The organism is Mycolicibacterium duvalii, from assembly GCF_010726645.1.
In the GTDB taxonomy this organism is placed as follows: domain Bacteria; phylum Actinomycetota; class Actinomycetes; order Mycobacteriales; family Mycobacteriaceae; genus Mycobacterium; species Mycobacterium duvalii.
The window spans coordinates 1,602,047-1,624,487 of record NZ_AP022563.1; the positions used below are offsets into that span (position 1 = coordinate 1,602,047).

General features: G+C 67.7%; 19 protein-coding genes. 9 read left to right on the plus strand and 10 right to left on the minus strand.

The window, feature by feature from the left end:
• Window positions 1-26: 26 nt before the first annotated feature.
• Window positions 27-911, plus strand: a complete 885-nt coding sequence (locus G6N31_RS07325; RefSeq protein ID WP_098005748.1) for a fructose bisphosphate aldolase — start codon at window positions 27-29, stop codon at window positions 909-911.
• A gap of 78 nt (window positions 912-989) precedes the next feature.
• Here G6N31_RS07325 and G6N31_RS07330 read toward each other — a convergent pair whose 3' ends face one another.
• The 3 genes from G6N31_RS07330 to G6N31_RS07340 form a co-directional block, all read right to left on the minus strand.
• Window positions 990-1,436, minus strand: coding sequence for a universal stress protein (locus G6N31_RS07330; protein ID WP_098005750.1), 447 nt, complete (start codon window positions 1,434-1,436; stop codon window positions 990-992).
• 181 nt (window positions 1,437-1,617) lie between these two features.
• Window positions 1,618-2,661, minus strand: a complete 1,044-nt coding sequence (locus G6N31_RS07335; RefSeq protein WP_163722088.1) for a hypothetical protein — start codon at window positions 2,659-2,661, stop codon at window positions 1,618-1,620.
• A gap of 118 nt (window positions 2,662-2,779) precedes the next feature.
• Window positions 2,780-3,457, minus strand: a complete 678-nt coding sequence (locus tag G6N31_RS07340) for a cutinase family protein (protein ID WP_165776218.1) — start codon at window positions 3,455-3,457, stop codon at window positions 2,780-2,782.
• A gap of 438 nt (window positions 3,458-3,895) precedes the next feature.
• On the opposite strand from G6N31_RS07340, the gene G6N31_RS07345 reads away from it, so the two are divergent.
• Genes G6N31_RS07345 through G6N31_RS07365 form a run of 5 tightly spaced genes read left to right on the plus strand, consistent with a single transcriptional unit; the run spans window position 3,896 to window position 8,711 of the window.
• Window positions 3,896-4,768, plus strand: coding sequence for a glycoside hydrolase family 26 protein (locus tag G6N31_RS07345; RefSeq protein ID WP_098001523.1), 873 nt, complete (start codon window positions 3,896-3,898; stop codon window positions 4,766-4,768).
• A complete protein-coding gene (locus G6N31_RS07350; protein WP_098001467.1) occupies window positions 4,765-6,000 on the plus strand; it encodes a GAF domain-containing SpoIIE family protein phosphatase in 1,236 nt (411 codons plus the stop codon). Before G6N31_RS07345 ends, G6N31_RS07350 begins: the two co-directional genes overlap by 4 nt.
• Complete coding sequence (locus G6N31_RS07355; protein ID WP_098001465.1) at window positions 5,997-7,970, plus strand: glycosyltransferase family 2 protein; 1,974 nt, start codon at window positions 5,997-5,999, stop codon at window positions 7,968-7,970. The genes G6N31_RS07350 and G6N31_RS07355 overlap by 4 nt, the downstream gene beginning before the upstream one ends.
• Window positions 7,970-8,311 carry an STAS domain-containing protein gene (locus tag G6N31_RS07360; protein ID WP_098001463.1) on the plus strand — a complete coding sequence of 114 codons (342 nt, stop codon included), beginning with the start codon at window positions 7,970-7,972 and terminating at the stop codon, window positions 8,309-8,311. The genes G6N31_RS07355 and G6N31_RS07360 overlap by 1 nt, the downstream gene beginning before the upstream one ends.
• Window positions 8,298-8,711, plus strand: a complete 414-nt coding sequence (locus G6N31_RS07365) for an ATP-binding protein (RefSeq protein ID WP_098001461.1) — start codon at window positions 8,298-8,300, stop codon at window positions 8,709-8,711. Before G6N31_RS07360 ends, G6N31_RS07365 begins: the two co-directional genes overlap by 14 nt.
• Window positions 8,712-8,766: 55 nt before the next feature.
• On the opposite strand, the gene G6N31_RS07370 is transcribed toward G6N31_RS07365, so the two are convergent.
• Both G6N31_RS07370 and uvrB read right to left on the minus strand, forming a co-directional pair.
• Window positions 8,767-10,185: an MFS transporter gene (locus G6N31_RS07370; protein WP_098001459.1), complete on the minus strand. Its 1,419-nt coding sequence runs from the start codon at window positions 10,183-10,185 to the stop codon at window positions 8,767-8,769.
• A gap of 39 nt (window positions 10,186-10,224) precedes the next feature.
• Window positions 10,225-12,384 (minus strand): excinuclease ABC subunit UvrB, encoded by a 2,160-nt coding sequence (gene uvrB / locus G6N31_RS07375; protein WP_098001457.1) that lies wholly within the window; start codon window positions 12,382-12,384, stop codon window positions 10,225-10,227.
• Window positions 12,385-12,452: 68 nt separating this feature from the next.
• On the opposite strand from uvrB, the gene G6N31_RS07380 reads away from it, so the two are divergent.
• Both G6N31_RS07380 and G6N31_RS07385 read left to right on the plus strand, forming a co-directional pair.
• Window positions 12,453-12,959 carry a ribonuclease FAU-1 family protein gene (locus G6N31_RS07380; RefSeq protein ID WP_179964323.1) on the plus strand — a complete coding sequence of 169 codons (507 nt, stop codon included), beginning with the start codon at window positions 12,453-12,455 and terminating at the stop codon, window positions 12,957-12,959.
• Between the two features lie 10 nt (window positions 12,960-12,969).
• Window positions 12,970-13,533, plus strand: coding sequence for a hypothetical protein (locus G6N31_RS07385; protein WP_234815157.1), 564 nt, complete (start codon window positions 12,970-12,972; stop codon window positions 13,531-13,533).
• On the opposite strand, the gene coaE is transcribed toward G6N31_RS07385, so the two are convergent.
• Together coaE and rpsA are read right to left on the minus strand one after the other, a co-directional pair.
• Entirely contained in the window at window positions 13,530-14,663 is a 1,134-nt protein-coding gene (gene coaE, locus G6N31_RS07390; protein ID WP_098001451.1) for a dephospho-CoA kinase, read from the minus strand. The two genes, G6N31_RS07385 and coaE, sit on opposite strands and share 4 nt — an antisense overlap.
• Window positions 14,664-14,738: 75 nt before the next feature.
• Window positions 14,739-16,181, minus strand: a complete 1,443-nt coding sequence (gene rpsA / locus G6N31_RS07395; RefSeq protein ID WP_098001449.1) for a 30S ribosomal protein S1 — start codon at window positions 16,179-16,181, stop codon at window positions 14,739-14,741.
• Window positions 16,182-16,352: 171 nt separating this feature from the next.
• Here rpsA and G6N31_RS07400 point away from each other — a divergent pair, with 171 nt between their 5' ends.
• On the plus strand, window positions 16,353-17,516 hold the full coding sequence (locus tag G6N31_RS07400) for a PrsW family intramembrane metalloprotease (protein WP_098001447.1): 1,164 nt from the start codon (window positions 16,353-16,355) through the stop codon (window positions 17,514-17,516).
• A 9-nt stretch (window positions 17,517-17,525) separates the two neighbouring features.
• On the opposite strand, the gene G6N31_RS07405 is transcribed toward G6N31_RS07400, so the two are convergent.
• The 3 genes from G6N31_RS07405 to G6N31_RS07415 form a co-directional block, all read right to left on the minus strand.
• Entirely contained in the window at window positions 17,526-18,329 is an 804-nt protein-coding gene (locus tag G6N31_RS07405) for an acyl-CoA thioesterase (RefSeq protein ID WP_098001445.1), read from the minus strand.
• A 90-nt stretch (window positions 18,330-18,419) separates the two neighbouring features.
• Window positions 18,420-21,161, minus strand: coding sequence for a DNA polymerase I (gene polA, locus G6N31_RS07410; protein ID WP_098001443.1), 2,742 nt, complete (start codon window positions 21,159-21,161; stop codon window positions 18,420-18,422).
• A gap of 43 nt (window positions 21,162-21,204) precedes the next feature.
• On the minus strand, window positions 21,205-22,431 hold the full coding sequence (locus G6N31_RS07415) for an MFS transporter (RefSeq protein WP_098001441.1): 1,227 nt from the start codon (window positions 22,429-22,431) through the stop codon (window positions 21,205-21,207).
• Window positions 22,432-22,441: the final 10 nt, after the last annotated feature.

The following is a 22,441-nucleotide window of genomic DNA, read 5'->3' on the forward strand; positions in this document are numbered from 1 at the left end:
GGTGACAGGTAGTCAGGAAAGGGAACATGAGTAGCGATCAGTTCAAGAAGGCGCAGAGCGGCTCCGGCTTCATTGCCGCGCTGGATCAGAGCGGCGGCAGCACGCCCAAGGCGTTGAAGCTCTACGGCATCGCCGAGGACGCGTACTCCGGTGACGCGGAGATGTTCGACCTCGTCCACGAGATGCGAACCCGCATCATCACCAGCCCGAGTTTCGACGGCGACCGGATCGTCGGCGCGATCCTGTTCGAGGACACGATGGACCGCGAGATCGACGGCAAGCCCACTGCCGAATACCTGTGGGAGGCCAAGAAGATCGTGCCGTTCCTCAAGGTCGACAAAGGGCTGGCCGAGGAGAAGGACGGCGCCCAGGTGATGAAGCCGATCCCGGGCCTCGACGATCTGCTCAAGCGTGCGCGTGAGAAGGGCGTCTTCGGCACCAAGATGCGCTCGGTCATCAAGATGCCCGGCGGTGGCCTCGAAGCCGTCGTCGACCAGCAGTTCGAGGTGGGCCGGCAGATTCTGGCCGCGGGCCTGGTACCCATCATCGAGCCCGAGGTCGACATCCACAGCCCGGAGAAGGCGAAGGCCGAGGAACAGCTCAAGGCCGCTCTGCTCAAGGGCCTCGACAGTCTGGCCGATGACCAGGTCGTCATGCTCAAGCTGACGCTGCCGGACGAGGCGAACCTGTACCGCGAACTGGTCGATCATCCGAAGGTGTTGCGCGTGGTGGCGCTGTCGGGCGGCTACAACCGTGAGGAGGCCTGCGAGAAGCTGACGGCCAACCATGGTGTGATCGCCAGCTTCTCGCGCGCCCTCACCGAGGGGCTCACCGCCCAGCAGAGCGACGACGAGTTCAACGCCACGCTGGATGCGGCGATCAGTGCCATCGCGAAGGCGTCCAACACCTAGGAAACAGGACCCTGGACGAAACAGGACCCTGGGTCGGTCACCGCCGACCCAGGGTCCTCACGTTCCCGGGACTCGCCGTCAGGGCGTCGTGTGCACGATGAGCACGTCGCTCTTGGACCGGCGCGCCACGTTGGCCGGCACCGAGCCGAGAAGGCGTCCGGCGATGGTGCTCAACCCGACGTTACCGACGACCAGCAGGTCGGCGCCGACCTCTTCGGCCAACTCGACGAGTGCGTCGACAGGCGCGCCCACCACGGCCTTCTCTTCGATGTTCTGCGCACCGGCGGCCTTGGCGCGGTCGCGCGCCTCGCGAAGGATCGCATAAATCGGCGCGTTACCCGACATCTTGTAGCCCTCGTCTTTGAGGACGTCCGCGGCTCGCTGATCCTCACCCTGCGGGAAGTACGCCGTGGCAACGACCAGCCTCGCATTTGCCCCCGCAGCAATCTGGCCGGCGCGGTCGACGGCACGCAACGACGAATCAGATCCGTCCGTACCAACCACCACGGTTTGATAGGTGTTCATCCATATCCTCCCAGCGTCAGTTCCAGAGCCACCCGAGACAGTAACCCGGCATCAGGCGGGCATGGGCACGAATCACCACACCAAGATGCCATCGTTGCAGATGGTGGCGGGTGCTTTGACACCGACATCACGCTGCCACGCCGACGTGACGACGGGTACACCGGCACTGCCCCAACAGAAGTCACCAGCGCTCGCGCCGAACCGGCGACGAGATCCTGTCCTGATCCGTGCCGGTGTCGGCGGCGTCTGCTGACCACGCGGTGCCCTCGCAGACGAGGTCGGTCGGCATCGGCAAGCTTGCCGGCCACAACGGCAAAGCCGGCACGACCTCTCCGAGCGGCACCGCAGGAACGGGCGCCGCAGGCACCCCGGCGGGCACCACGGTCACGATCGGGCCCGGCGCCGGCACCACGCCCGGGCCACCGGCGGCGTGCAGCACCGGCGCGGGTCCGGGAGCGGCCGGCGGCACCGGTGGCGCCTCGGCGACGACGGCCGCGGTTTCGACGACCTCACCAGGCGCCACGGCGGCAGGCACCGCTTCGGGCGGCGGTGCGGCAGGCACCGCTTCGGGCGGCGGTGCGGCTGGAACCGCTTCAGCAGCAACGGGTTCCGGTGGGACCTGCGCGGGAGTCGCCGGCGGGGCCGGCGCGGTGACGGCCTCCGCAGAGTATGGCGCGACCGGGAGATCCGGCAGCACCGGAGGCGGCGGGGGCGCCGCGACCGGCACCACGGGGGCCGTCGCGACCGGGGCCGGGGCGACCGGCGGCGGGGCGAGCGGGACCGGCGGCGCGGGCGCGGCGACCGCGGCCGGTATCGGAGGCACCGGCACTGGCACCGGGGGGCCCGGAGGTGCCGGCGGAATCGCAGCGGACGCGTGCATGAGTGGCGCCGTCTCGGCGACGGCCGGGCTCACCGCATCGACCGGGGGCGGCACCGGGCCGGGCGCCGCCATCGCCGCGACACCGTGGGCGACGTCAGCGACGGGCACCGGCGGCAGGCTGGGCGGCTGCGCCGGAACGATCCCGTCGAGCGCGTTGGCCGCGGTGGCGATGGCGTCGGAAACACTGGGTGCGCTGGGCGGCTCGGCCGCCAGCCGCGCGACGAGATCCAGGCACGGCACACCCGGGCTGGGTTCGGCACCCGCCGGGGCCGACCACATCAGCAGCGGCGCCAGCGCCCCCATGGCCAGCGTTGCGGCAGAAGCACGAGAGGCATTGCGTGCCATGGCTTTTCTATCGCTCCTTCAGCGTCTTCCCCCGCACAGAACCTAGCGTGCGCGAGGCCCCGCCCGATCATTCGGTTACCGAACCGATACGACCCGGAGTCCGGGCGGTGACGACGACTCAGGCGTCTCGTCCCAGAACCCGCCGTGCGGCGAAGGTGGCGGCTTCGTCGACCATGCCGTTACGGGTGTAGGCGAAGTGAGCGAAGAAATTGAGCCCGCGCGAGCAATACGGGTCGCCATCGGCGCACAGATCGATGGCTTTGTTTCCGTAGAGCGGGCTGATACTCGTCAGCGGTCCCCCGCCGTAGACGTCGCGGGCCGGATTGCCGAAGACCGCCACGGCGGCCACGTGATCGACCATCGCGTCGGGCAGCGGCACCGGCTTGAAGAACCACACCGTCCGGTTCCCGATGAGGATCAGGTCGATCACCCCAGCGCCCTGCGACATGCCACCGAGCACGATCTTGGTCTCCGGACACATGCCGGCGATGTACTGGACGTGCTTGTTGGCGTCCACCGCGCCTGCATTGGTCGACTTGGAGAAGTTCCAGCTTGCCGGGTAATTCACGGCGTAGTACGACACCCTCTTGCCGAGCAGCTTCCATTTCAGCGAACTGACGAACGCAGTACCGACGGTCCCCAGGCCGGGTCGCGGACTGGTGCCACGCGCGAAGACCACCTCGACGTCCGGGCACGACACGGCGGACGCCACCGGCGCCTGGACGGCGGCGAGGAAGGCGAGCACAACCGACAGCAACGCAGCACCGAAGGCCCGGCGTACCTGGAAACTGTGCACGCAAACACGCTGTCACAAGATCAGCAAATTAGCCCACTGCAGCTATGCAACGGTGATTCAACAGATGCTGATTTGTGTTGCAACAAAGTGGCGAACTCGCCGAGTTTGCGGATAATCCGCGGCGCGTCAGTGCGCCCCGCCGACTTCGACCAGCACGACGCCGCAGCCGCGCACCCCGGCAGCACGAACGAGGTCAGGTATCCCGCGACCACCATGACATGGGACACGGGCGTCGTCTGCACGGCCTTCAGCGAGAGGGCGACCGCCACCTCGCTGACCGGACAATCACACATCGGCATTGCCAGCGATCGGCTCCGATGCGTTGCCAGCAAATACGCCGTTGTTCGCCGTCGGAACCTTGGATCCGCCCGATCCCCGCAACTGTGGCCGATTTTCGGCAACGCCCCCACGATGTGCCATAACCTGGGTCGGGTGGGGATGGCGCCTGAGCGTTTCCTGTACGGGGTGACTACCGAAGGCGGACCGTTTGCTGTCCGCGAGCTGCAAGCGGCGTCTCGCCGCGTCGGCCGCGCCCTCGACCGGGTGATGTGGTTCGAGCAGTTCGGGGCCGCACCGCCGGTGGACGCGATCAGAAGTGTCACAGCAATGGCCGCGGTGCCCGTCGTCACCTGGGAGCCGTGGCGGTGGGACCGGCGGCCCACGCCGACGATGTCGATGCTGCGCGCCGGTTTGTTCGACGATCACGTGCGCCGTTGGGCGCGCGAGTTGGCGGTGACCGGTGTGACGGTGTATCTGCGGTTCGGTCACGAGTTCAACGGCCACTGGTACCCCTGGAGCGTCCCCGGCGGCACCCCGGCCGCGGAGTACGTCGACGTCTGGCGGCGTATCCGGGCGATCTTCGATGCGGAAGGAGCGCACAACGTCGTCTGGGTCTGGTGCGCGAACGCGGGCCTACCCGAAGGTTCACCGCTCGAGCAGTGGTTCCCGGGCCCCGACTACGTCGATGTCGTCGGAATCGACGGCTACAACTGGGGCACCAGCCAGCCCTGGAGCAGCTGGATCGAACCGGCCGAGCTCTTCGGCGACACCATCGCCGAGGTACGGACGCTGGCCGGCGCCACACCGGTGACGATCAGCGAGGTGGGCTGCGCCGAGGCCGGAGGCAGCAAGGCCGACTGGATCACCGCACTGCTGAGCTTCCTGTGCGCCGAGACCACCGTCGACGGGCTGGTCTGGTTCGACCACGACAAGGAAACCGACTGGCGGACAGGCAGTTCGGGCACCTCGGCGGCAGCGATGAGGGTCGCGCTGCAGAACGCGCAGCGGACGTCCGCGGAGCCGCGGACATGAGCGCCCAACCGCTGGCCCCGCCCTGCACAGTGCCAGCCGAACTGGAGGAGCAACGACTTCGATCACTTGAGCAGCTCAACCTGCTCGATACTGCACCAGAAGAGAGATTCGCCCAGATCACTCGAATGGCCCGGTGCGTGTTCGAGGTGCCGATGGCGGCGGTGTCGCTGCTGGACCGGGATCGCCAGTGGTTCAAACAGGCCGACGGGCTGGATCTCGACGGCAGCGTTCCGCGCGCGCAGACCGTCTGCCAGGCCACCATCGTCCGCGGCTACCAACACCCGGAGGACCCCGCGCTGATTCTCGAGGACACGTGGGAATCGGCCTTTTGCGAACTGCCGGCCATCACCGCCGAGGGCGGCATCCGGTTCTACGCCGGCTACCCGCTGTACGGTCCCGGCGGTCACCCGGTCGGCACCTTCTGCATCTACGACACCAAACCCCGCCACCTCAGTGCCGCTCAACGCGAAGCACTCGGGGAACTGGCCGAATGGGCACAGCGCGAAATGCAGAGCTCCGACGACCTGCAACGCGCGGCAACCGTTCAGCGGCAACTACTTCCGTCCGCCCTGGGTGACCTCCCGGGTTACCGCGTCTGCGCGCTGTGCCTGCCCGCGTTCGCGGTGGGCGGAGACTTCTACGACCACTACCCGGTGCACGACGGCATGGTCTTCACCGTCGCCGACGTCATGGGCAAGGGACTCGGCGCCGCGATCCTGACGGCGACGGTGCGCTCGGCGCTGCGCGGGGCGACGCGCGCGGTCGACCAGGCCGGTACCGGCGACCTCGCCGAGGCGGTCAACACCACCTACGTCCAGATTCAGGACGACCTGGACAGCACCGAGAGTTTCGTGACGCTGTTCCATCTGAAGCTGCGCACCGACGACGGAGCCGTGCACTACATCGACGCCGGACACGGATTCGCCGCGGTCGTGCGCCACGGCGGTGGTGTGCAGCCACTCAACAGCGACGGTCTTCCCCTCGGGATCCTTCCCGACGACCGGTGGACATGCCGGGACGTGCAGCTCCAACCCGGCGACACCCTGGTGGTGGCTTCCGACGGCGTGCTGGATCTGATCACCGACGGCGACGACATCGATGCCGCGGTCGCGTTCATGGCCCGGTACTCCGACCCCGAGGAATTGTGCGCCCAGGCGCGGGAACTGCAGAAGCGTCAGCCACCCCTCGACGACATCACCCTGGTGGCCATCCGTCGCGAAGTGACTTCGTGAGGCACCGCCTGCCGCACACCCCGGTCGGCCGTTACCCATCTCTGTGGCTGCGGCTGTTGATCTTGACCACGGCCCTGCTCGGGCTGAACTACATCGTGTGGCGCTGGGTGGCGTCGGTGAACTGGCCGGCGTGGTGGATCGCCGTGCCCCTGATCATCGCCGAGACCTACAGCGTCATCGACTCGCTGCTGTTCGGTCTGACGATGTGGCGGCTGCTGCGACGCGACCCGCCGCCACCGCCGCCGGACGGCGCCACTGTCGACGTGTTCATCACCACGTACAACGAGCCCATCGAGATGGTGATGGAGACCGCCACCGCCGCCGTGGCGATCACCTACCCGCACCAGACGTGGATCCTCGACGACGGCAACCGGGCGGATCTGGCGGCCGCGGCGGCCGAACGCGGCATCGGCTACGTCACCCGGTCGGCCAGCTGGGCCGACAAGCCACGCCACGCCAAAGCCGGCAATTTGAACAACGCGCTGTTCGAGACGCAGGGCGAGTTCATCCTCGTTCTCGACGCCGACCAGGTTCCGGAACCGCAGATCCTCGACCACACACTCGGTTATTTCCGTGACCCGCACATGGCGCTGGTCCAGACCCCCCAGTATTTCCACAACGTGCCGTTCAGTGATCCGTTGGGCAGTCAGGCCCCGTTGTTCTACGGTCCGATCCAACAGGGCAAAGACGGCTGGAACGCGGCGTACTTCTGCGGGTCGAACGCGGTGCTGCGCCGAGAAGCGTTGATGCAGGTCGGAATCCGGGGCTATGTGCACGCCGTCGAGGAAGGGGTGCGCCGCACGCTGTACGCCGCGCGGAAGATCCTCAAGAGCGCCCGCTCCCAGGTGCCGGAAGATCAACCACAGGTGCGCGCGGCGCTGGAATCGGTGCAGGATGCGGTGCGCGCGGCCCGCGGCCAGGTTCGGGACAAGCGCCCGCTGGCCGACATCACCTACGACTTTCAGCGGGCCGTCGACGCCGCAGCCAGGACCGTCGTCGAGGCCGACATCACCGCGATGCGTGCCGATCTCGACGTCATCGCCGCATTGCAGGAGGACCCGCAACGCACGTCGTCGACAGTCATTTTCGACGACGAGGCGCTCGAATCGCTGACCACCCGGGAGTGGTCTCCGCTGGGGGCGATCGAATCGATCAGTGCGATGGTCCGCGCTGTGGACGTGGGCCGCGACGACGAGGCCCAGCCGATGCTGCCGATGGCCACCATCTCGGTCACCGAGGACATGGCCACCTGTATGCGCCTGCACGCACAAGGCTGGAAGTCGGCCTACCACCACGAAATCCTCGCGCGGGGTTTGGCTCCCGACGACGTGCGCACGATGCTGACCCAGCGACTGCGGTGGGCCCAAGGCACCGTCCAGGTGATGCTGCGCGAGAACCCCCTGGTGCAGAAGGGTTTGAGTATCGGGCAGCGGCTGATGTACTGGGCCACGATGTGGAGCTACCTGGCCGGCTTCGCCGCGTTGGCCTACATCGCCGCGCCGGCGATCTACCTGATCTTCGGCATCATGCCGGTGCAAGCCTACAGCTGGGACTTCTTCGGACGGCTCATCCCGTTCCTGGTGCTCAACCAGCTGATGTTCATCATCATCAGCCGCGGGACCCCGACCTGGCGCGGTCAGCAGTACAGCCTGGCCCTGTTCCCGGTGTGGATCCGGGCCTGCGTGACCGCCTTCATGAACGTGTTCTTCGACCGGCCGCTGGGCTTCGCGGTGACGCCGAAGACCAGACAAGAAGCCGGCGCGATCCCCTGGCATCTGGTCCGGTGGCAGCTGGTGGCGATCGCGCTACTGGCCGTCGCGTCCGTCATCGGCATCGTGCAGCTTTACTTCGGCGCCATTTCCGTACTCGGTGTCGGCGTCAATCTCTTCTGGGTGTTGTTCGACGTGGTGATACTCAGTGTGGTGTTCCAGGCCGTCCGCTACCGCGGACACGAAACGGAGGAAACCTGATGGGGCAGTTCGAAACCCGCACACTGGACAACGGCGCCGTCGTGGTCTGCGCCGACGGACGGCTGAACATGGTCGCCGCCCCGGTCCTGCGCAAGCACCTGCACACACTCGTCGACGGTGGCCAGAGCCGCGTCGTCGTCGACCTCAGCAAGACCGAGCTGATCGACTCCTCGGGCCTCGGGGCGCTGATCTCGGGGTTGAAGGTGGCCCGCCAGGCCGGTGGGGACCTGCGGATCGCCGCACCCACGCGCCAGGTGACGACGGTGCTGGAACTGACGAACCTCAACCGGGTGCTCAGCGTGCACCCGTCACCGGAAAGTGCCTTCGATGACCGGGCCTGAACAGCACCGTGTGCTGGAAACCAGGACCGGCGAGGACACCCTGGAACGCATTCAACAGGTCCTCGACGAGACATGGGCGGCGCACGAGATCCCCGACATCGCCCGAATGCATGTCGAACTCGCGGTCAGCGAGATCGCCTCGAACATCATCGAGCATTCCGCCGACGGAAAACCGGTGCGCCTGCGCATGGAGGTCGCGCTCCTGCCCGATGCGGTGCGCATCACCTTCACCGACGACGGTCATGCCGCACCGGTGGACCTGTCGACGGTCGCCATGCCGGACGACACCGCTGAACGGGGTCGCGGACTGGCCATCGCGCATCGGGTCCTCGACGAAATCTCGTATCGGCGCGACGCCGACGGCAACCACTGGACCCTGGTGCGAAGGCTCTCCACCTGAACGGCCGCAGTGACCCTTGTGATGCCAGAACAGCTGGTGCACAACAGTGTTGCGTTCACGCAGACCGTAACTTGGCGCGCGCCCCGGTCCGCGAACTTCGCGAAGAGGCCACCACCGTCAGCGCGGCCAGCACCGCGAAGCCGGCGAACAGCCAGCGGGCTGCGGTGGCGTCACCGCGGTCGGTGAGGTTGACCACCACGCCCGCCAGCGCGGCGCCGAAAGCCGCGGAAATGATCTGGACCGTATTGATCGCCGCCGCAGCGACGGGCCCCTCCCCCGGATCGGCAACGCTGAACATCGCCCACGCCGACAAGTGCGGCCACGCCATGCCGATGCCCACCCCGCTGAGCGTCAACGCCACCGCCCAGCACGCGATGAGCACCGGCGACGCATTCTGATGCTGGGTCAGGGCGCCCACCGTGAGGCCCGTCGCCATCACCAGAGGAGCCACCGTCACGGTGCGCACCACGATCCGGCGACCGGTCAGTGAGGCGCTGACGACCTCGGCCACAGTCCAGCCGATGGCCAGACCGGCGGCAAGGAAGCCGGCGGCGACGGGCGTCATGTACGCAAGGCGCTGCCCGAAAAACGGCACATACATGTCAACCATCGTCGCGGCCATCAATGCGCCCAACGTCAGATAGATCCACTTCAACGGGCCCGGACCGAAGGTGCTGGGCGGAAGTACGGAGGCCGGGGCGCGCCGGTCGACGGATACGAACACCAGCACCAGCACCGCGGCCACCCCCACCAGGACCGCGGTCAGCCCCGCATGGCGCGGGACACCGGCGATGCTGACCACCAGCGCCGCAGCGCCCAGCAGCAGCAGAGAACGGGCGGGCACCCCCACCACCGGCGTACTGCGGTCGGGCGGTGTGCGTGCCGGCAGCGCGATCGGCACGAGCACCGACATCGCGGCGGCCATCACGACCAGGACGCCGAACGCCCACCGCCACGAACTGTACTGCGCGAACAGGCCTCCGGCGGCCGGGCCGAGCAGTGTCCCCACGCCCCACATCGCCGACACCAACGCCGACGCCCGGGTCCACAGCTCACTCGGCAGCGCCGTGTTGATAACCGCGTATCCCAGTCCGGCGAGCAAGCCGCCGGCGGCGCCCTGCACGGTGCGCCCGACCAGCAACACCTCCATACTCGGCGCCAGCGCGCACCCGACGCTGCCGGCGCCGAAGACACTCAGACCGAGCAGATAGGCCCACCGCGGACCGACCTTCATCAGCAGCGCATGCACGGTCGTCGCGGCCATGACCGAACCCACCAGATAGACCGTGGTCACCCATGCGTAGAGCCGGTGGCCGCCGATCTCGGCGACCGCGCTGGGCATCAAGCTGATGGTCAGGAACTCGTTGGTCGCATACAGCGCGACGCCGCCGGCCAACACCGCAGACGCACCGAGATTCGTCGGGCCCAGCAGCATCCGCCAGGTCCCGGTGGGCACAGCCGCGGTGTCGGTCACGACATTGACCGTAGAACCTCAACCGCGGTTCAGATCAACTCACTTCAGGCCCGCGGCGTCCATGCCGCGCAGTTCCTTCTTCAGGTCGGCGATCTCGTCGCGGATCCGGGCGGCCAATTCGAACTGCAGGTCCCGGGCCGCAGCCATCATCTGCTCGGTCAGATCCTTGATCAGATCGGCCAACTCGGCGCGCGGCATGTTGGCGGTGTCGCGGCCCTCGACGATGCCGCCGCTGACCGCCCGGCCCGGCTCACCCGGCGCCCGCCGACCCCGCGACGCGTTACGACCGGAGCCGCCGACCTCGACGGCCTCGGTGTCGTCGGCTTCGCGGTACACCTGGTCGAGAATGTCGGCGATCTTCTTGCGCAACGGCTTCGGGTCGATGCCATGCTCTTCGTTGTAGGCGATCTGCTTCGCGCGGCGTCGCTCGGTCTCGTCGATGGCCTGCTTCATCGAGTCGGTCATCGTGTCGGCGTACATGTGCACTTCACCGGAGACGTTGCGCGCGGCACGCCCGATGGTCTGGATCAGGCTGCGCGGAGACCGCAGGAAACCTTCTTTGTCCGCGTCGAGGATGGCGACCAGCGAGACCTCGGGCAGGTCGAGACCCTCACGCAGCAGGTTGATGCCGACCAGGACGTCGTACTCCCCCAGTCGCAACTGACGTAGCAATTCGACGCGGCGCAGCGTGTCGACCTCCGAATGCAGGTACCGCACCCGGATCCCCATCTCCAGCAGGTAATCGGTCAGGTCTTCGGCCATCTTCTTGGTCAGCGTCGTGACCAGCACCCGTTCGTCGCGCTCGGTGCGGGTGCGGATCTCGCCGATCAGGTCGTCGATCTGGCCCTTCGTCGGTTTGACGATGACCTTGGGGTCGACGAGCCCGGTGGGCCGGATGACCTGCTCGACGAACTCGCCGCCGGTCTGGCTGAGCTCGTAGGGTCCCGGCGTGGCCGACAGGTAGACGGTCTGGCCGATCCGGTCGGCGAACTCCTCCCAGGTCAGCGGACGGTTGTCCACCGCCGACGGCAGGCGGAAACCGAAGTCGACCAGGTTGCGCTTGCGGGAGATGTCGCCTTCGTACATGCCACCGATCTGCGGCACGGTGACGTGGGATTCGTCGATGACGAGCAGGAAGTCCTCGGGGAAGTAGTCGATCAGCGTCGCCGGCGCGGTGCCGGGACCGCGGCCGTCGATGTGGCGCGAGTAGTTCTCGATCCCCGAACAGAATCCGACCTGGCGCATCATCTCGATGTCGTAGTTGGTGCGCATCCGCAGCCGCTGGGCCTCCAACAGCTTGCCTTGGCCCTCCAGCTCGGCCAGACGCTCTTCGAGTTCGGTCTCGATGGTCGAGATCGCCTGGGCCATGCGTTCCGGGCCGGCGACGTAATGCGTCGCCGGAAAGATGCGCAGCGAGTCGACTTTGCGGATGGTGTCCCCGGTCAGCGGGTGCAGGTAGTAGAGCTCCTCGATCTCGTCGCCGAAGAACTCGATGCGCACGGCGAGCTCCTCGTAAGAGGGGATGATCTCGACGGTGTCGCCGCGGACCCGGAAGGTGCCGCGGGTGAACGCCATGTCGTTGCGGGTGTACTGGACATCGACCAGCAGTCTGAGCAGTGCGTCCCTGGGGACCTCGTCGCCCACCTTCAGCTCCACCGAGCGGTCGAGGTAGGACTGCGGCGTGCCCAGACCGTAGATGCACGACACCGATGCCACCACGACGACATCGCGGCGCGACAACAGGTTCGACGTCGCCGAGTGGCGCAGCCGCTCGACGTCGTCGTTGATCGAGCTGTCCTTCTCGATGTAGGTGTCGGTCTGGGCGATGTAGGCCTCGGGTTGGTAGTAGTCGTAGTACGAGACGAAGTACTCGACGGCGTTGTTGGGCAACATCTCCCGAAGCTCGTTGGCCAGCTGGGCCGCCAGTGTCTTGTTCGGCGCCATCACCAGCGTGGGCCGTTGCAGCCGCTCGATCAGCCACGCCGTGGTCGCGGATTTGCCGGTGCCGGTGGCGCCCAGCAGCACCACGTCCTTCTCCCCTGCCCGGATCCGGCGTTCCAGTTCGTTGATCGCGGCGGGCTGGTCACCGGCCGGCTCGTATTCGCTGACGACCTCGAAGCGCCGGCCGGTGCGCACGATCTCGTCCACCGGGCGGTACTCGGAGTGCGCCAGCACTGGATGTTCGGTCGCGAAAGCCATTTCACCAGGGTAGAACCTGAGGCCGACATGTTCTGTTCCGCGCGTGCGCAACCCTTATCCTGAACCACATCCACCCTCCCAAGCACGAGGTCTTCGACCTGGCCGCCCGCACGAACACCGACCCGAAGGGCGTGGTTCGAGCGGTCGACGACTACACCGAGACGCCGTGGGGCCTGTACATGGCCCGCCCCACGCCCGGCCGGGCGCAGTTCCATTACCTCGAGTCGTGGCTGCTCCCCGGGCTGGGATTGCGGGTCACGGTGTTCCACTTCAATCCCGGCCACGAGCGTGACCAGGACTTCTACCTCGACGTCGGCGACTATCACCGGGGCCCGACCTGCTGGTCCGGGGAGGACCACTACCTGGATCTGGTGCTGCGGACCGGCGACTCCGTGCAGGTGACCGACGTGGACGAGCTGCTGGCCGCGGTGCGGGAAGGGCTGATCGGCCCCGATGTCGCCGAGCGCGCTGTGCGCGTCGCGATCGACACCGTCGCCGCGCTGGCACGTCACGACTACGACCTGGATTCCTGGTTGCGGGGAATCGGGATGATCTTGACATGGCGGACGGCCTAGACTCGTCTCCGTGAGGGCGAGGAGACGGGCGCGTACCGCCGGCGTTGTCGTCGTGGCCACGGCCCTGCCGTGGACGGGGCTGCTGGTGGCGGGCGCTGCGACCGCTCAGCCCGACGGCGGCCCCGAGCTGGAGACCCAGACCCAGGCTCCGGAGATCCTGCACAACGTCACCTACCGCGCCCGGATCGACGGGGTCTCGCGCGGCGCGACGATCGCCTACGAAGCAGAGGGCGACCAGGTTCAGGTCGCGAATCCGACGATGGTGCCGGGACGGGTCTTCGAGGCCAACACCGTGCTGCCGTCCTCCGAGATCGCCAACGTGCGGATCTCCATCCAGTGGCCGTACTCGGCGAACCTGCACTGCGAGATCCTCGTCGACGACACGCTGGTCGCCCAGGCCGACGACTTCATCGCTCCGCGGGTGCTGCCCCAGCGCGACGACCCGGACTACGGAGCGTTGACCTGTGAAGTCCCGGTCAGCGGGCTCACCAACGTCGTTCCTGCCGACCCCGCCGCCCCGCCTGCCCCGCCTGGAGAACCGGCGCCGCCGCCACCCGACGCGCCGCCGGCTTAACCGCGAGGCCGCCACCCGGTGGCGTCCGCCCACCGCCACGCGCGGCGATAGGCATCGTCGTCGTGTGCTGCCGGATCGGCGGTCAGCCAGTCGACGAACAACAGCGCGAACTGCTGGCCCGGCCAGCCGTCGACACGCACGTGCACGTTGGTGGGGCGGCCGGGGTCGGCCGAACGGTACAGCCGCTTCGCCCACAATGACGGGTCATCGCGGTGGTCGAACTCGGCGACGGTGCTGCGCGCGTCCGCCTCGCCGGCGTCCTCGGTGATCTCGGTGCGGACGTAACCGGCCGCCAGCAGCGGGTCGGTGAGTTCGTCTGCGACGTCCAGGGATTCCACGGTGATCTGCACATCGATGACATCCTGGGCGTCCAGACCAGCCACCGCGGTCACACCGATGTGGTCGACGCGCCGCGCGCGGTGCCCGCACATGGTCCGCAGCCGCGCCACGATGCGCTGTCCCTGCGCCGCCCACAGGGGGTCGGCCGGCACCACCTCGGGCCGCGGAACCGACGGCTGTCCCGTTTGCAGGTTGCGCGCGAACGGCGCGATGCGCTCCTGCCAGAGCGCGCGGGCCTGCGCGACGAGTTGGTCGGCGGTCCCGGAGTTGTCCAGCCACACGTCGGCCACGGCGCGGCGCTGCTCCTCGGTGGCCTGCGCCGCGATCCGCGCGCGGGCGTCCTCCTCGCTGAAGTCGCGGTGCTCGATCAGTCGTTTCACCCGAAGCTCCTCGTCGGCGTGCACGATGATCACCAACGGAAACATCGGCGCCATCTGCGATTCGACGAGCAACGGGATGTCCTCGACGATCACGGCGTCCGCCGCGGCGCTCGCGATGAGCTCGGCGCGTCGCTGACCGACCAGCGGATGCACGATGCCATTCAGGGTATTGCGGGCGTCGTCATCATTGAAGGCGATGGCGGCCAGCGCCGGACGGTTCAGCGAGCCGTCGGGCTGCAGGATCTGCTCGCCGAACGCCTCGACCAACCGGGCCAGCCCCTCGGTTCCCGGTTCGACCACCTCGCGGGCGATGACGTCGCCGTCGACGACGATTCCGCCCAGCTCGCTAAAGGTGGCCGACACCGTGGACTTGCCTGCCCCGATTCCTCCGCTCAATCCAATGCGCAGCACCGGATCAGTGTGGCAGGCCCGGAAAAAAGGGGCGGCCCCGGCTCAAGAGCCGGGGCCGCCGTCGATCCTGACAGGCTAGGCGTTGCCCGCGAGCTTCTCGCGCAGCGCGGCGAGCTGGGCGTCGCTGGCCAGCGATCCACCGGCACTCGACTCTTCCGAGCGCGAGCTGCCGTTCCCGGCCGGACGGGCAGCTTCCTCCGCCTCCGCGGCGGCGAAGCGCTCCATCTGCGCGGTGTGCATCTTGTGGCGACGCTCGGCCTCGGCGTAGCGGGCCTCCCATTCGTCACGCTGCTTCTCGAAGCCTTCGAGCCATTCGTTGGTCTCGGCGTCGAAGCCCTCGGGGAAGATGTAGTTGCCCTGGTCGTCGTAGCTGTCGGCCATGCCGTACTTCCAGGCCTCGAACTCCTCGGCGTAGTCCTCGTTGGCCTGCTTGAGGCTCAGCGAGATCCGGCGACGCTCCAGGTCGATGTCGATGACCTTGACCATCGCGTCGTCGCCGACCTGGACCACCTGGTCCGGGACCTCGACGTGGCGCTCGGAGAGCTCCGAGATGTGCACCAGACCCTCGATGCCCTCCTCGACGCGGACGAACGCACCGAACGGCACCAGCTTGGTGACCTTGCCCGGGACGATCTGGCCGATCGCGTGGGTGCGGGCGAAGTGACGCCATGGATCTTCCTGAGTCGCCTTGAGCGACAACGAGACCCGCTCGCGGTCCATGTCGACGTCGAGCACCTCGACGGTGACCTCGTCGCCGACCTGAACCACCTCGGACGGATGGTCGATGTGCTTCCAGGACAGCTCGGAGACGTGCACCAGGCCGTCGACACCGCCGAGATCGACGAACGCGCCGAAGTTGACGATCGACGACACCACACCCTTGCGGATGGCGCCCTTGGTGAGCTGGTTGAGGAACTCGCTGCGCACCTCGGACTGGGTCTGCTCCAGCCAGGCGCGGCGCGAGAGCACCACGTTGTTGCGGTTCTTGTCGAGCTCGATGATCTTGGCCTCGATCTCCTTGCCGATGTACGGCTGCAGATCGCGGACGCGCCGCATCTCGACCAACGAGGCGGGCAGGAAGCCGCGCAGGCCGATGTCGAGGATCAGGCCGCCCTTGACGACCTCGATGACGGTGCCCTTGACGGCCTCGTCCTTTTCCTTGAGCTCTTCGATGGTGCCCCAGGCCCGCTCGTACTGAGCGCGCTTCTTGGACAGGATCAGGCGGCCTTCTTTGTCCTCCTTGGTGAGGACCAGAGCTTCGACCTCGTCGCCGACGGACACAACCTCATTGGGGTCGACGTCGTGCTTGATGGACAGCTCACGGGAAGGGATGACGCCTTCAGTCTTGTAGCCGATGTCGAGAAGGACCTCGTCGCGGTCAACCTTGACGATGGTGCCCTCGACGATGTCGCCATCGTTGAAGTACTTGATGGTTTTGTCGATGGCGGCGAGAAAGTCCTCAGCCGAGCCGATGTCGTTGACGGCTACTTGCGGCGAGGTGACGGAGGGGCTTGGCATGTGGTGGGTTGCTCCGGACAGGTTTAATCGTAGGGACAGGGTTGGTTTTGTTGATGACCTGAGATCGCGCACACAGGTACTGGACGAGCCTACTCGACTGGGCACATGCTGGACAAACCCGGGTCGCGGCGGGGGCGGGCGGTCGGGGGCCGCGCCGATTACCCTGCGAGGATGCTGATCCCCCCGACGCACCCGGCCCCGGCCCACCCCGGCCTGCAGCACCGGGTGCGCAAGGTCGGCGCCCCGCTGGGCGTCCTGATCGCGCTGGGCACGCTGACCGGTCTGCTGGTGATCGTGCTGACGGCGGTCAACCCCGCAGGCACCGCCGTAGGGTTCGTCCTCTCCAGCCTCGCGATCGCGGTGGTGGTGCTGGCCTACCTGTGGCTGGACCGATGGGAACCCGAACCCCCCCGACTGCTGTTGTTCGCGTTCATCTGGGGTGCCTCGGCGGCCGTCGTGATCGCATTGATCCTGCAGCTCCTGCTCGAAGTGTGGCTGAATCCGACCCTCGACCCGGAAGCGGCGGGCACCAACGTCTGGACGCTGGTGATCGGCGCTCCGGTCACCGAGGAAGCCGCGAAAGGGCTGTTCCTGCTGCTGATGATGACCGGCGCGCGCCGGAACGAGATGAACTCCCTGACCGACTGCCTGGTCTACGCCGGGCTGGTGGGCGCGGGCTTCGCCTGGCTCGAGGACATCATGTACATCGCCGACGGCGAGTCCCTGGCCGATTCGCTGCTGACGGCGGCGCTGCGGCTGGTCATGGCGCCGTTCGCGCATTCGCTGTTCACCACGATGTTCGCGCTCGGTGTCTGGTACGCGCTGCACAAGCGCAGCGCCGCCGCCCAGCTGGGGTGCCTGCTGCTGGGGTATGCCGGCGCAGTTGCGCTGCACGCCCTCTGGAACGGGTCGTCCCTGCTCGGAGTTGGGGCGTACTTCGGGGTGTACGTGTTCTGGATGATGCCGATCTTCGCGCTGGCGGTGACGCTGGCGGTCTACAACCGGCGCCAGGAGCAGCGCATCGTGTCGGCCAAGCTGCCGGGGATGGTGGCTGCGGGGGTGGTCACACCCAACGAGGCGACCTGGCTGCGCTCGATTCCGACCCGCAAGGTCGCGATTGAGCAGGCCACCCGCTTCGGTGGCAGGCTGGCGGGTAAGTCGGTACGCAGGTTCGCCCACCAGGTCGTCGAACTGGCCTTCGTCCGCGATCGCATCGACCGCGGATTCGGCGATCCGCGGGTGAACGCACTGCTCGCCGAGGAGACCTACGCAGTGCACGCTGCGCGCGCGGCGTCCCCCGCGCTGCATCGGATGGCAGGCTTCCGGGTGCCCTGAACCGCGCGGTCAGTCCTTGAAGTAGACGAGCTGGTGGGTGCTGACCAGCAGCTCACCGCGTCGGCTCCACAGCGCCGCGGACTGGTCGAAGTGCCCGCGCGCGAAACGGTTCGCCTGCCCGCGCGCGAGCACGAAGTCGGCGCCCACCGCGTCGAGGGCGGCTCCGTCGGCGTGGAAGTACACCGTCATCGACACGGTGCCGGCGGGCGCGACGGCGCCGCGGCGCAGAAAGACTCGCGGGTAGAAGATGTCGCTCAACGCGGTCAGCGCCGGAAAATCGAGCGGGCGGTCGCGCCGGTCCCGCACCCACAGGGTGGTCACCGAGGACGGCTCCGGCCCCGCGTCGGGGGCGGGTACCCCGCCGTCGACGTAGCGCAGGTCGAAGTTGCTGATCCACTCCACCAGCGGCGGCCCGTCCGGTGCGGCGACGGCGTCGGGTGCGGGCACGTCCGGCGCACGGACCTCGGTGTCGGCCCAGGTGTCGCGCCGCGTGGCGAACACGGCGGTGGCGTTGGTCTTGACGATGCCGTCCTGCGTCAGCTCGACGAGCCAGTGCTGGTTGCTGCGGTTGGTCCGCACGACTCGGGCCGAGATGTCGAAGACGCCGTCGGCGACCGGGGCGGCGAAGTTCACGGTGAGGGCGACCGGCTCGCCCACGCGGTCCGGGTGCGATTCGACCGCGCGCAGCAAGACCGCGGCGGTCAGCCCGCCGAACGGTCCGACCATGTTGGCCCACTTCGGGCTGGTGTGTCCGCGCCAGCCGCCGTCCGCCGGTTCCAGCGCCAGCGCCTCATCGAACGGATGCAGTGCCATACAGGCCCCTTTCGCGGACAAGCAGCGATTCTATTTATAGCACCCTACATAATCGTGTAGTCGATCGATCGGGCGCCGAACCCGGGCCGGTCAGTGGGCGGCGGCGTCCCAGCTACACCCGTAGCCGACGCTGACCTCCAACGGCACAGCCAGCGAATAGGCGCTGCCCATCTTGTCGCGGACCAGCGCGTCGAGGGTCTCGCGCTCACCGTCGGCCACTTCGAACAACAACTCGTCGTGCACCTGCAGCAGCATCCGGGACCGCAGCCCGGCGTCCTTGATCGCTCGGTCGACGTTGATCATCGCGACCTTGATGATGTCGGCAGCACTGCCCTGGATCGGCGCGTTGAGCGCGGCACGTTCTGCGGCTTCACGGACATTGCGGTTGCTGCTGTCGAGTTCGGGCAGATAGCGCCGGCGACCGAACACCGTGGACGTGTAGCCGTCCTTGCGCGCCTGATCCACCACCGCGTGCAGGTAGTCGCGCACTCCGCCGAACCGGGCGAAGTACTGCTCCATCTGCTCCTTGGCTTCTTCGGTGGAGATCTTGAGTTGCTGGGACAATCCGTAGGCGCTCAGCCCGTAGGCCAGCCCGTAGGACATCGCCTTGACCCGGCGCCGCAACTCGGCGGTGACCTCGTCGATCGGCACCGAAAAGGCCCGCGACGCGACGAACGAGTGCAGATCCTCGCCGGTGTTGAACGCCTCGATCAGGCCCTCGTCGCCCGACAGATGCGCCATGATCCGCATCTCGATCTGGCTGTAGTCGGCGGTCATCAGCTCGGCGTGATCGCCGCCGACCACGAACGCGTCGCGGATGCGCCGGCCGGCCTCGGTGCGGATCGGGATGTTCTGCAGGTTCGGCTCGGTCGACGACAACCGGCCGGTCGCCGCGATGGTCTGGTTGAACGTGGTGTGAATTCGGCCGTCGCTCGCGGTCGCGGCCAGCAGGCCGTCGACGGTCACCTTGAGCCGGGTCGCGTCGCGGTGGGTCAGCAGGTGCTGCAGGAACGGATGACCGGTCTTGTCGAACAGGGATTGCAGCGCGTCGGCGTCGGTGGTGTACCCGGTCTTGGTGCGCTTGGTCTTGGGCATCTGCAGTTCGTCGAACAGCACGACCTGCAGCTGCTTGGGTGAGCCCAGGTTGATCTGCTTGCCGATCACCGCATACGCCGCCTCCGCGGCGTCGCGGATCTGATCGGCGAACTCGCTCTGCAGTTCCGAGAGTTTGGGCAGGTCCACGGCGATGCCGGCGGTTTCGAGTTCGGCGAGCACCCGCTGCACCGGCAGCTCCATGTTGCCCAGCAGTTCCGCGGAGTCGATGCGGTCCAGCTCGGCATCGAGCGCGTCGGCGAGGTCCTTGACCGCGTTGGCGCGCAGCAACAGCGTCTGCACCGCCTGGTTGTCCACGCCGTCGGAATCATCGAGCAGCGAAAGCTGCTGCTGCTCAGCGTTTTCGGCGCGCAACTCACGTTTGAGGTAGCGCAGCGACAGGTCGTCGAGGGTGAAGCTGCGCTGTCCCGGGCGCACGATGTAGGCGGCCAGTGCCGTGTCGGAGGTGACCCCGGCCAACGTCCACCCGCGGCCCTGCAGATCGTGCATGGCGAGCTTGGCTTCGTGCAGCGCCTTGGGAACCGCCGGGTCGGCCAGCCAGGCCGCCAGCGCCGCTTCGTCGTCGTCCGACAGTGTTGCGGTGTCGAGGTATCTGCCGTCGCCCTCCGCGGCCACGATCGCCAGTGCGGTGGCGTCGCTGTCGAAGGCCAGGTGGTTTCCGACGACTGCGAGACCGAACCGTCGGCCCTGGCTGTGCTCGGCCAGCCACCCCGCCAGCGTGCCGGGTTGAAGCGCTTCACCGCGGACCTCGAAGCCCTCTTCCACCTCGGGATCAGCCGAGGCCAGGGTGTCGAACAGGCGGTCCCGCAGCACCCGGAACTCGAGGTCGTCGAAGAGGCGATGAATCTGGTCGCGGTTCCACGACTGCATCCGCAGGGTGTCCGGCGTCTGCGCCAGCGGCACGTCTTTGACCAGGTCGGTGAGTTCGCGGTTGAGCACCACGCTGGACAGGTTGGCCCGCAGCGCGTCGCCGACCTTGCCTTTGACCTTGTCGACGTTGTCGACCAAACCCTGCAGCGAGCCGTACTCGGCGATCCACTTGGTCGCCGTCTTCTCCCCGACACCGGGGATGCCCGGCAGGTTGTCGCTGGGGTCACCGCGCAGCGCGGCGAAGTCGGGGTACTGCGCCGGGGTCAGACCGTACTTCTCCAGCACCGCCTCGGGCGTGAAGCGGGTCAGCTCGCTGACTCCTTTGCGCGGATAGAGCACGGTGACGTCGTCGCTGACCAGTTGCAGCGAATCGCGGTCACCGGTGACGACGAGCACCCGGTACCCCTCGGCCTGCGCCTGGGTCGCCAGCGTCGCGATCACGTCGTCGGCCTCGAACCCGGGCTCGGCGAGCACCGTGATGCCCAGGGCGCCCAGCACTTCCTTGGTGATGTCGATCTGACCGCGGAACTCGTCCGGGGTCGCCGAGCGGCCGGCCTTGTACTCCGGGTACTTCTCCAGCCGGAAGGTCTGCCGGGACACGTCGAAGGCCGCCGCGATGTGGGTGGGCTGCTCGTCGCGCAACAAGTTGATCAGCATCGCGGTGAAGCCGTACACCGCGTTGGTGGTCAGGCCGCCTTGGGTCTTGAAGTTCTCGGCGGGCAGTGCGTAGAACGCGCGGAACGCCAGCGAGTTTCCGTCCAGCAGCATCAGGGTCGGCTTGTCGTCGGTCGGAGCGCCGGCTGCGGCGGGCTTGCCCTTGGCGGTCGATGCGGTCTTGGCTGGGCTCACGCCATCACTCTAAGCACGGGTCCCGACATCCGGCGGTGAGGGTTCACCGGCTTTCCGCGGGCATCGACGTCTCGGTCTGCTCCGGCATCGGCTGGCGGCCGAGCAGAAGAAACAGCGCGCCGCCGAGGAATGCCGCGACACCGGCGAACGTCAGGAACCCGTTGAAGCTGGGGCCGGAGTGCAGGGTCGCGCTGAGGATCAGCGCCCCAAGCGCCGAGGAGACTCCGATGGCCGCGGACAGGATGCTGAGCACGGTGCTGTACATCGCCAGGTCGAAGCGGCGCGCGACCAGATAGGCGATCACATCGCCTTCTGCTCCCCAGGCCGCGCCCAGGCAGCACACCGCGACCACCAGTGCGGTGACGCTGTTGAACGGCGACGCGATCAGCAGGCACCCGAGACCGGGCAGCCCCATGGCGATCGCCGCGACGAGGTGGGGCGGGAATCGGTCCAGTGCGACACCGCAGACGAACCGCCCGACGATGACGGCCGCGGCGAAGGTCGAGATCAGCGCGGCCACCGTGTCCCCCGCCGCGTTGTCGGCCAGCATCACGCCGAGCTGGCTGGTGGTGACGGTGTGGTACAGGTTGCACAGCAGCACTCCGGCCAGCAGCAGCCAGAAGACCCGTTGGTGTGCGATACGGCGGTAGTCACTGCGGTTGCTGCGTTGCCGCGCAACACGTCTGGTGTCCGAGTCAGCGGTCGGCACCAACAGCAGCGCCAGAGTTCCGAGCGTGGCGATGACGGCCGCCACCGTCAGACAGCCCGCCCGCCAGCCATAGGCCCCGTTGACCGTGTCCAGCAGCGGCGCCAGGATCGCGCCCAGCAGCGGCGGCCCGGAGATCGCGATGGCCAGCGCCAGCCCGCGGGCGCGCACGAAACACGTTGCCACGATGCGGCTGTAGATCGCCGGCGTGGTCGTCACCCCGACCGCGATCAGCACGACGTTGATCGCGAAGTACTGCCAGATGGGGCCGGACATCGGTGCGTACGCGACCCAGCACGCGGGCAGCCCGACGACGCCGACGACGGCGACGCGGCGCACCCCGAACAGGTCGGTCAGTCGGCCGTAGATCGGCAGGAAGACGAAGGTGAGCAGCGTGATGACGCCGGTCAGCACGAAATCCGAGCGGCTCCATCCGAAGGCCTCGAGAAACTGCGGGCCCATCGCGGCGTTGGTGTAGGCACTCAGGCTCAGGCCCGCACTCAACCCGGCCGTCGCCGACGCCAGCGGCTGCCAGTGGGTCTTCAGCTCCCCGAAGTAGCTCATCGGTGCCCAT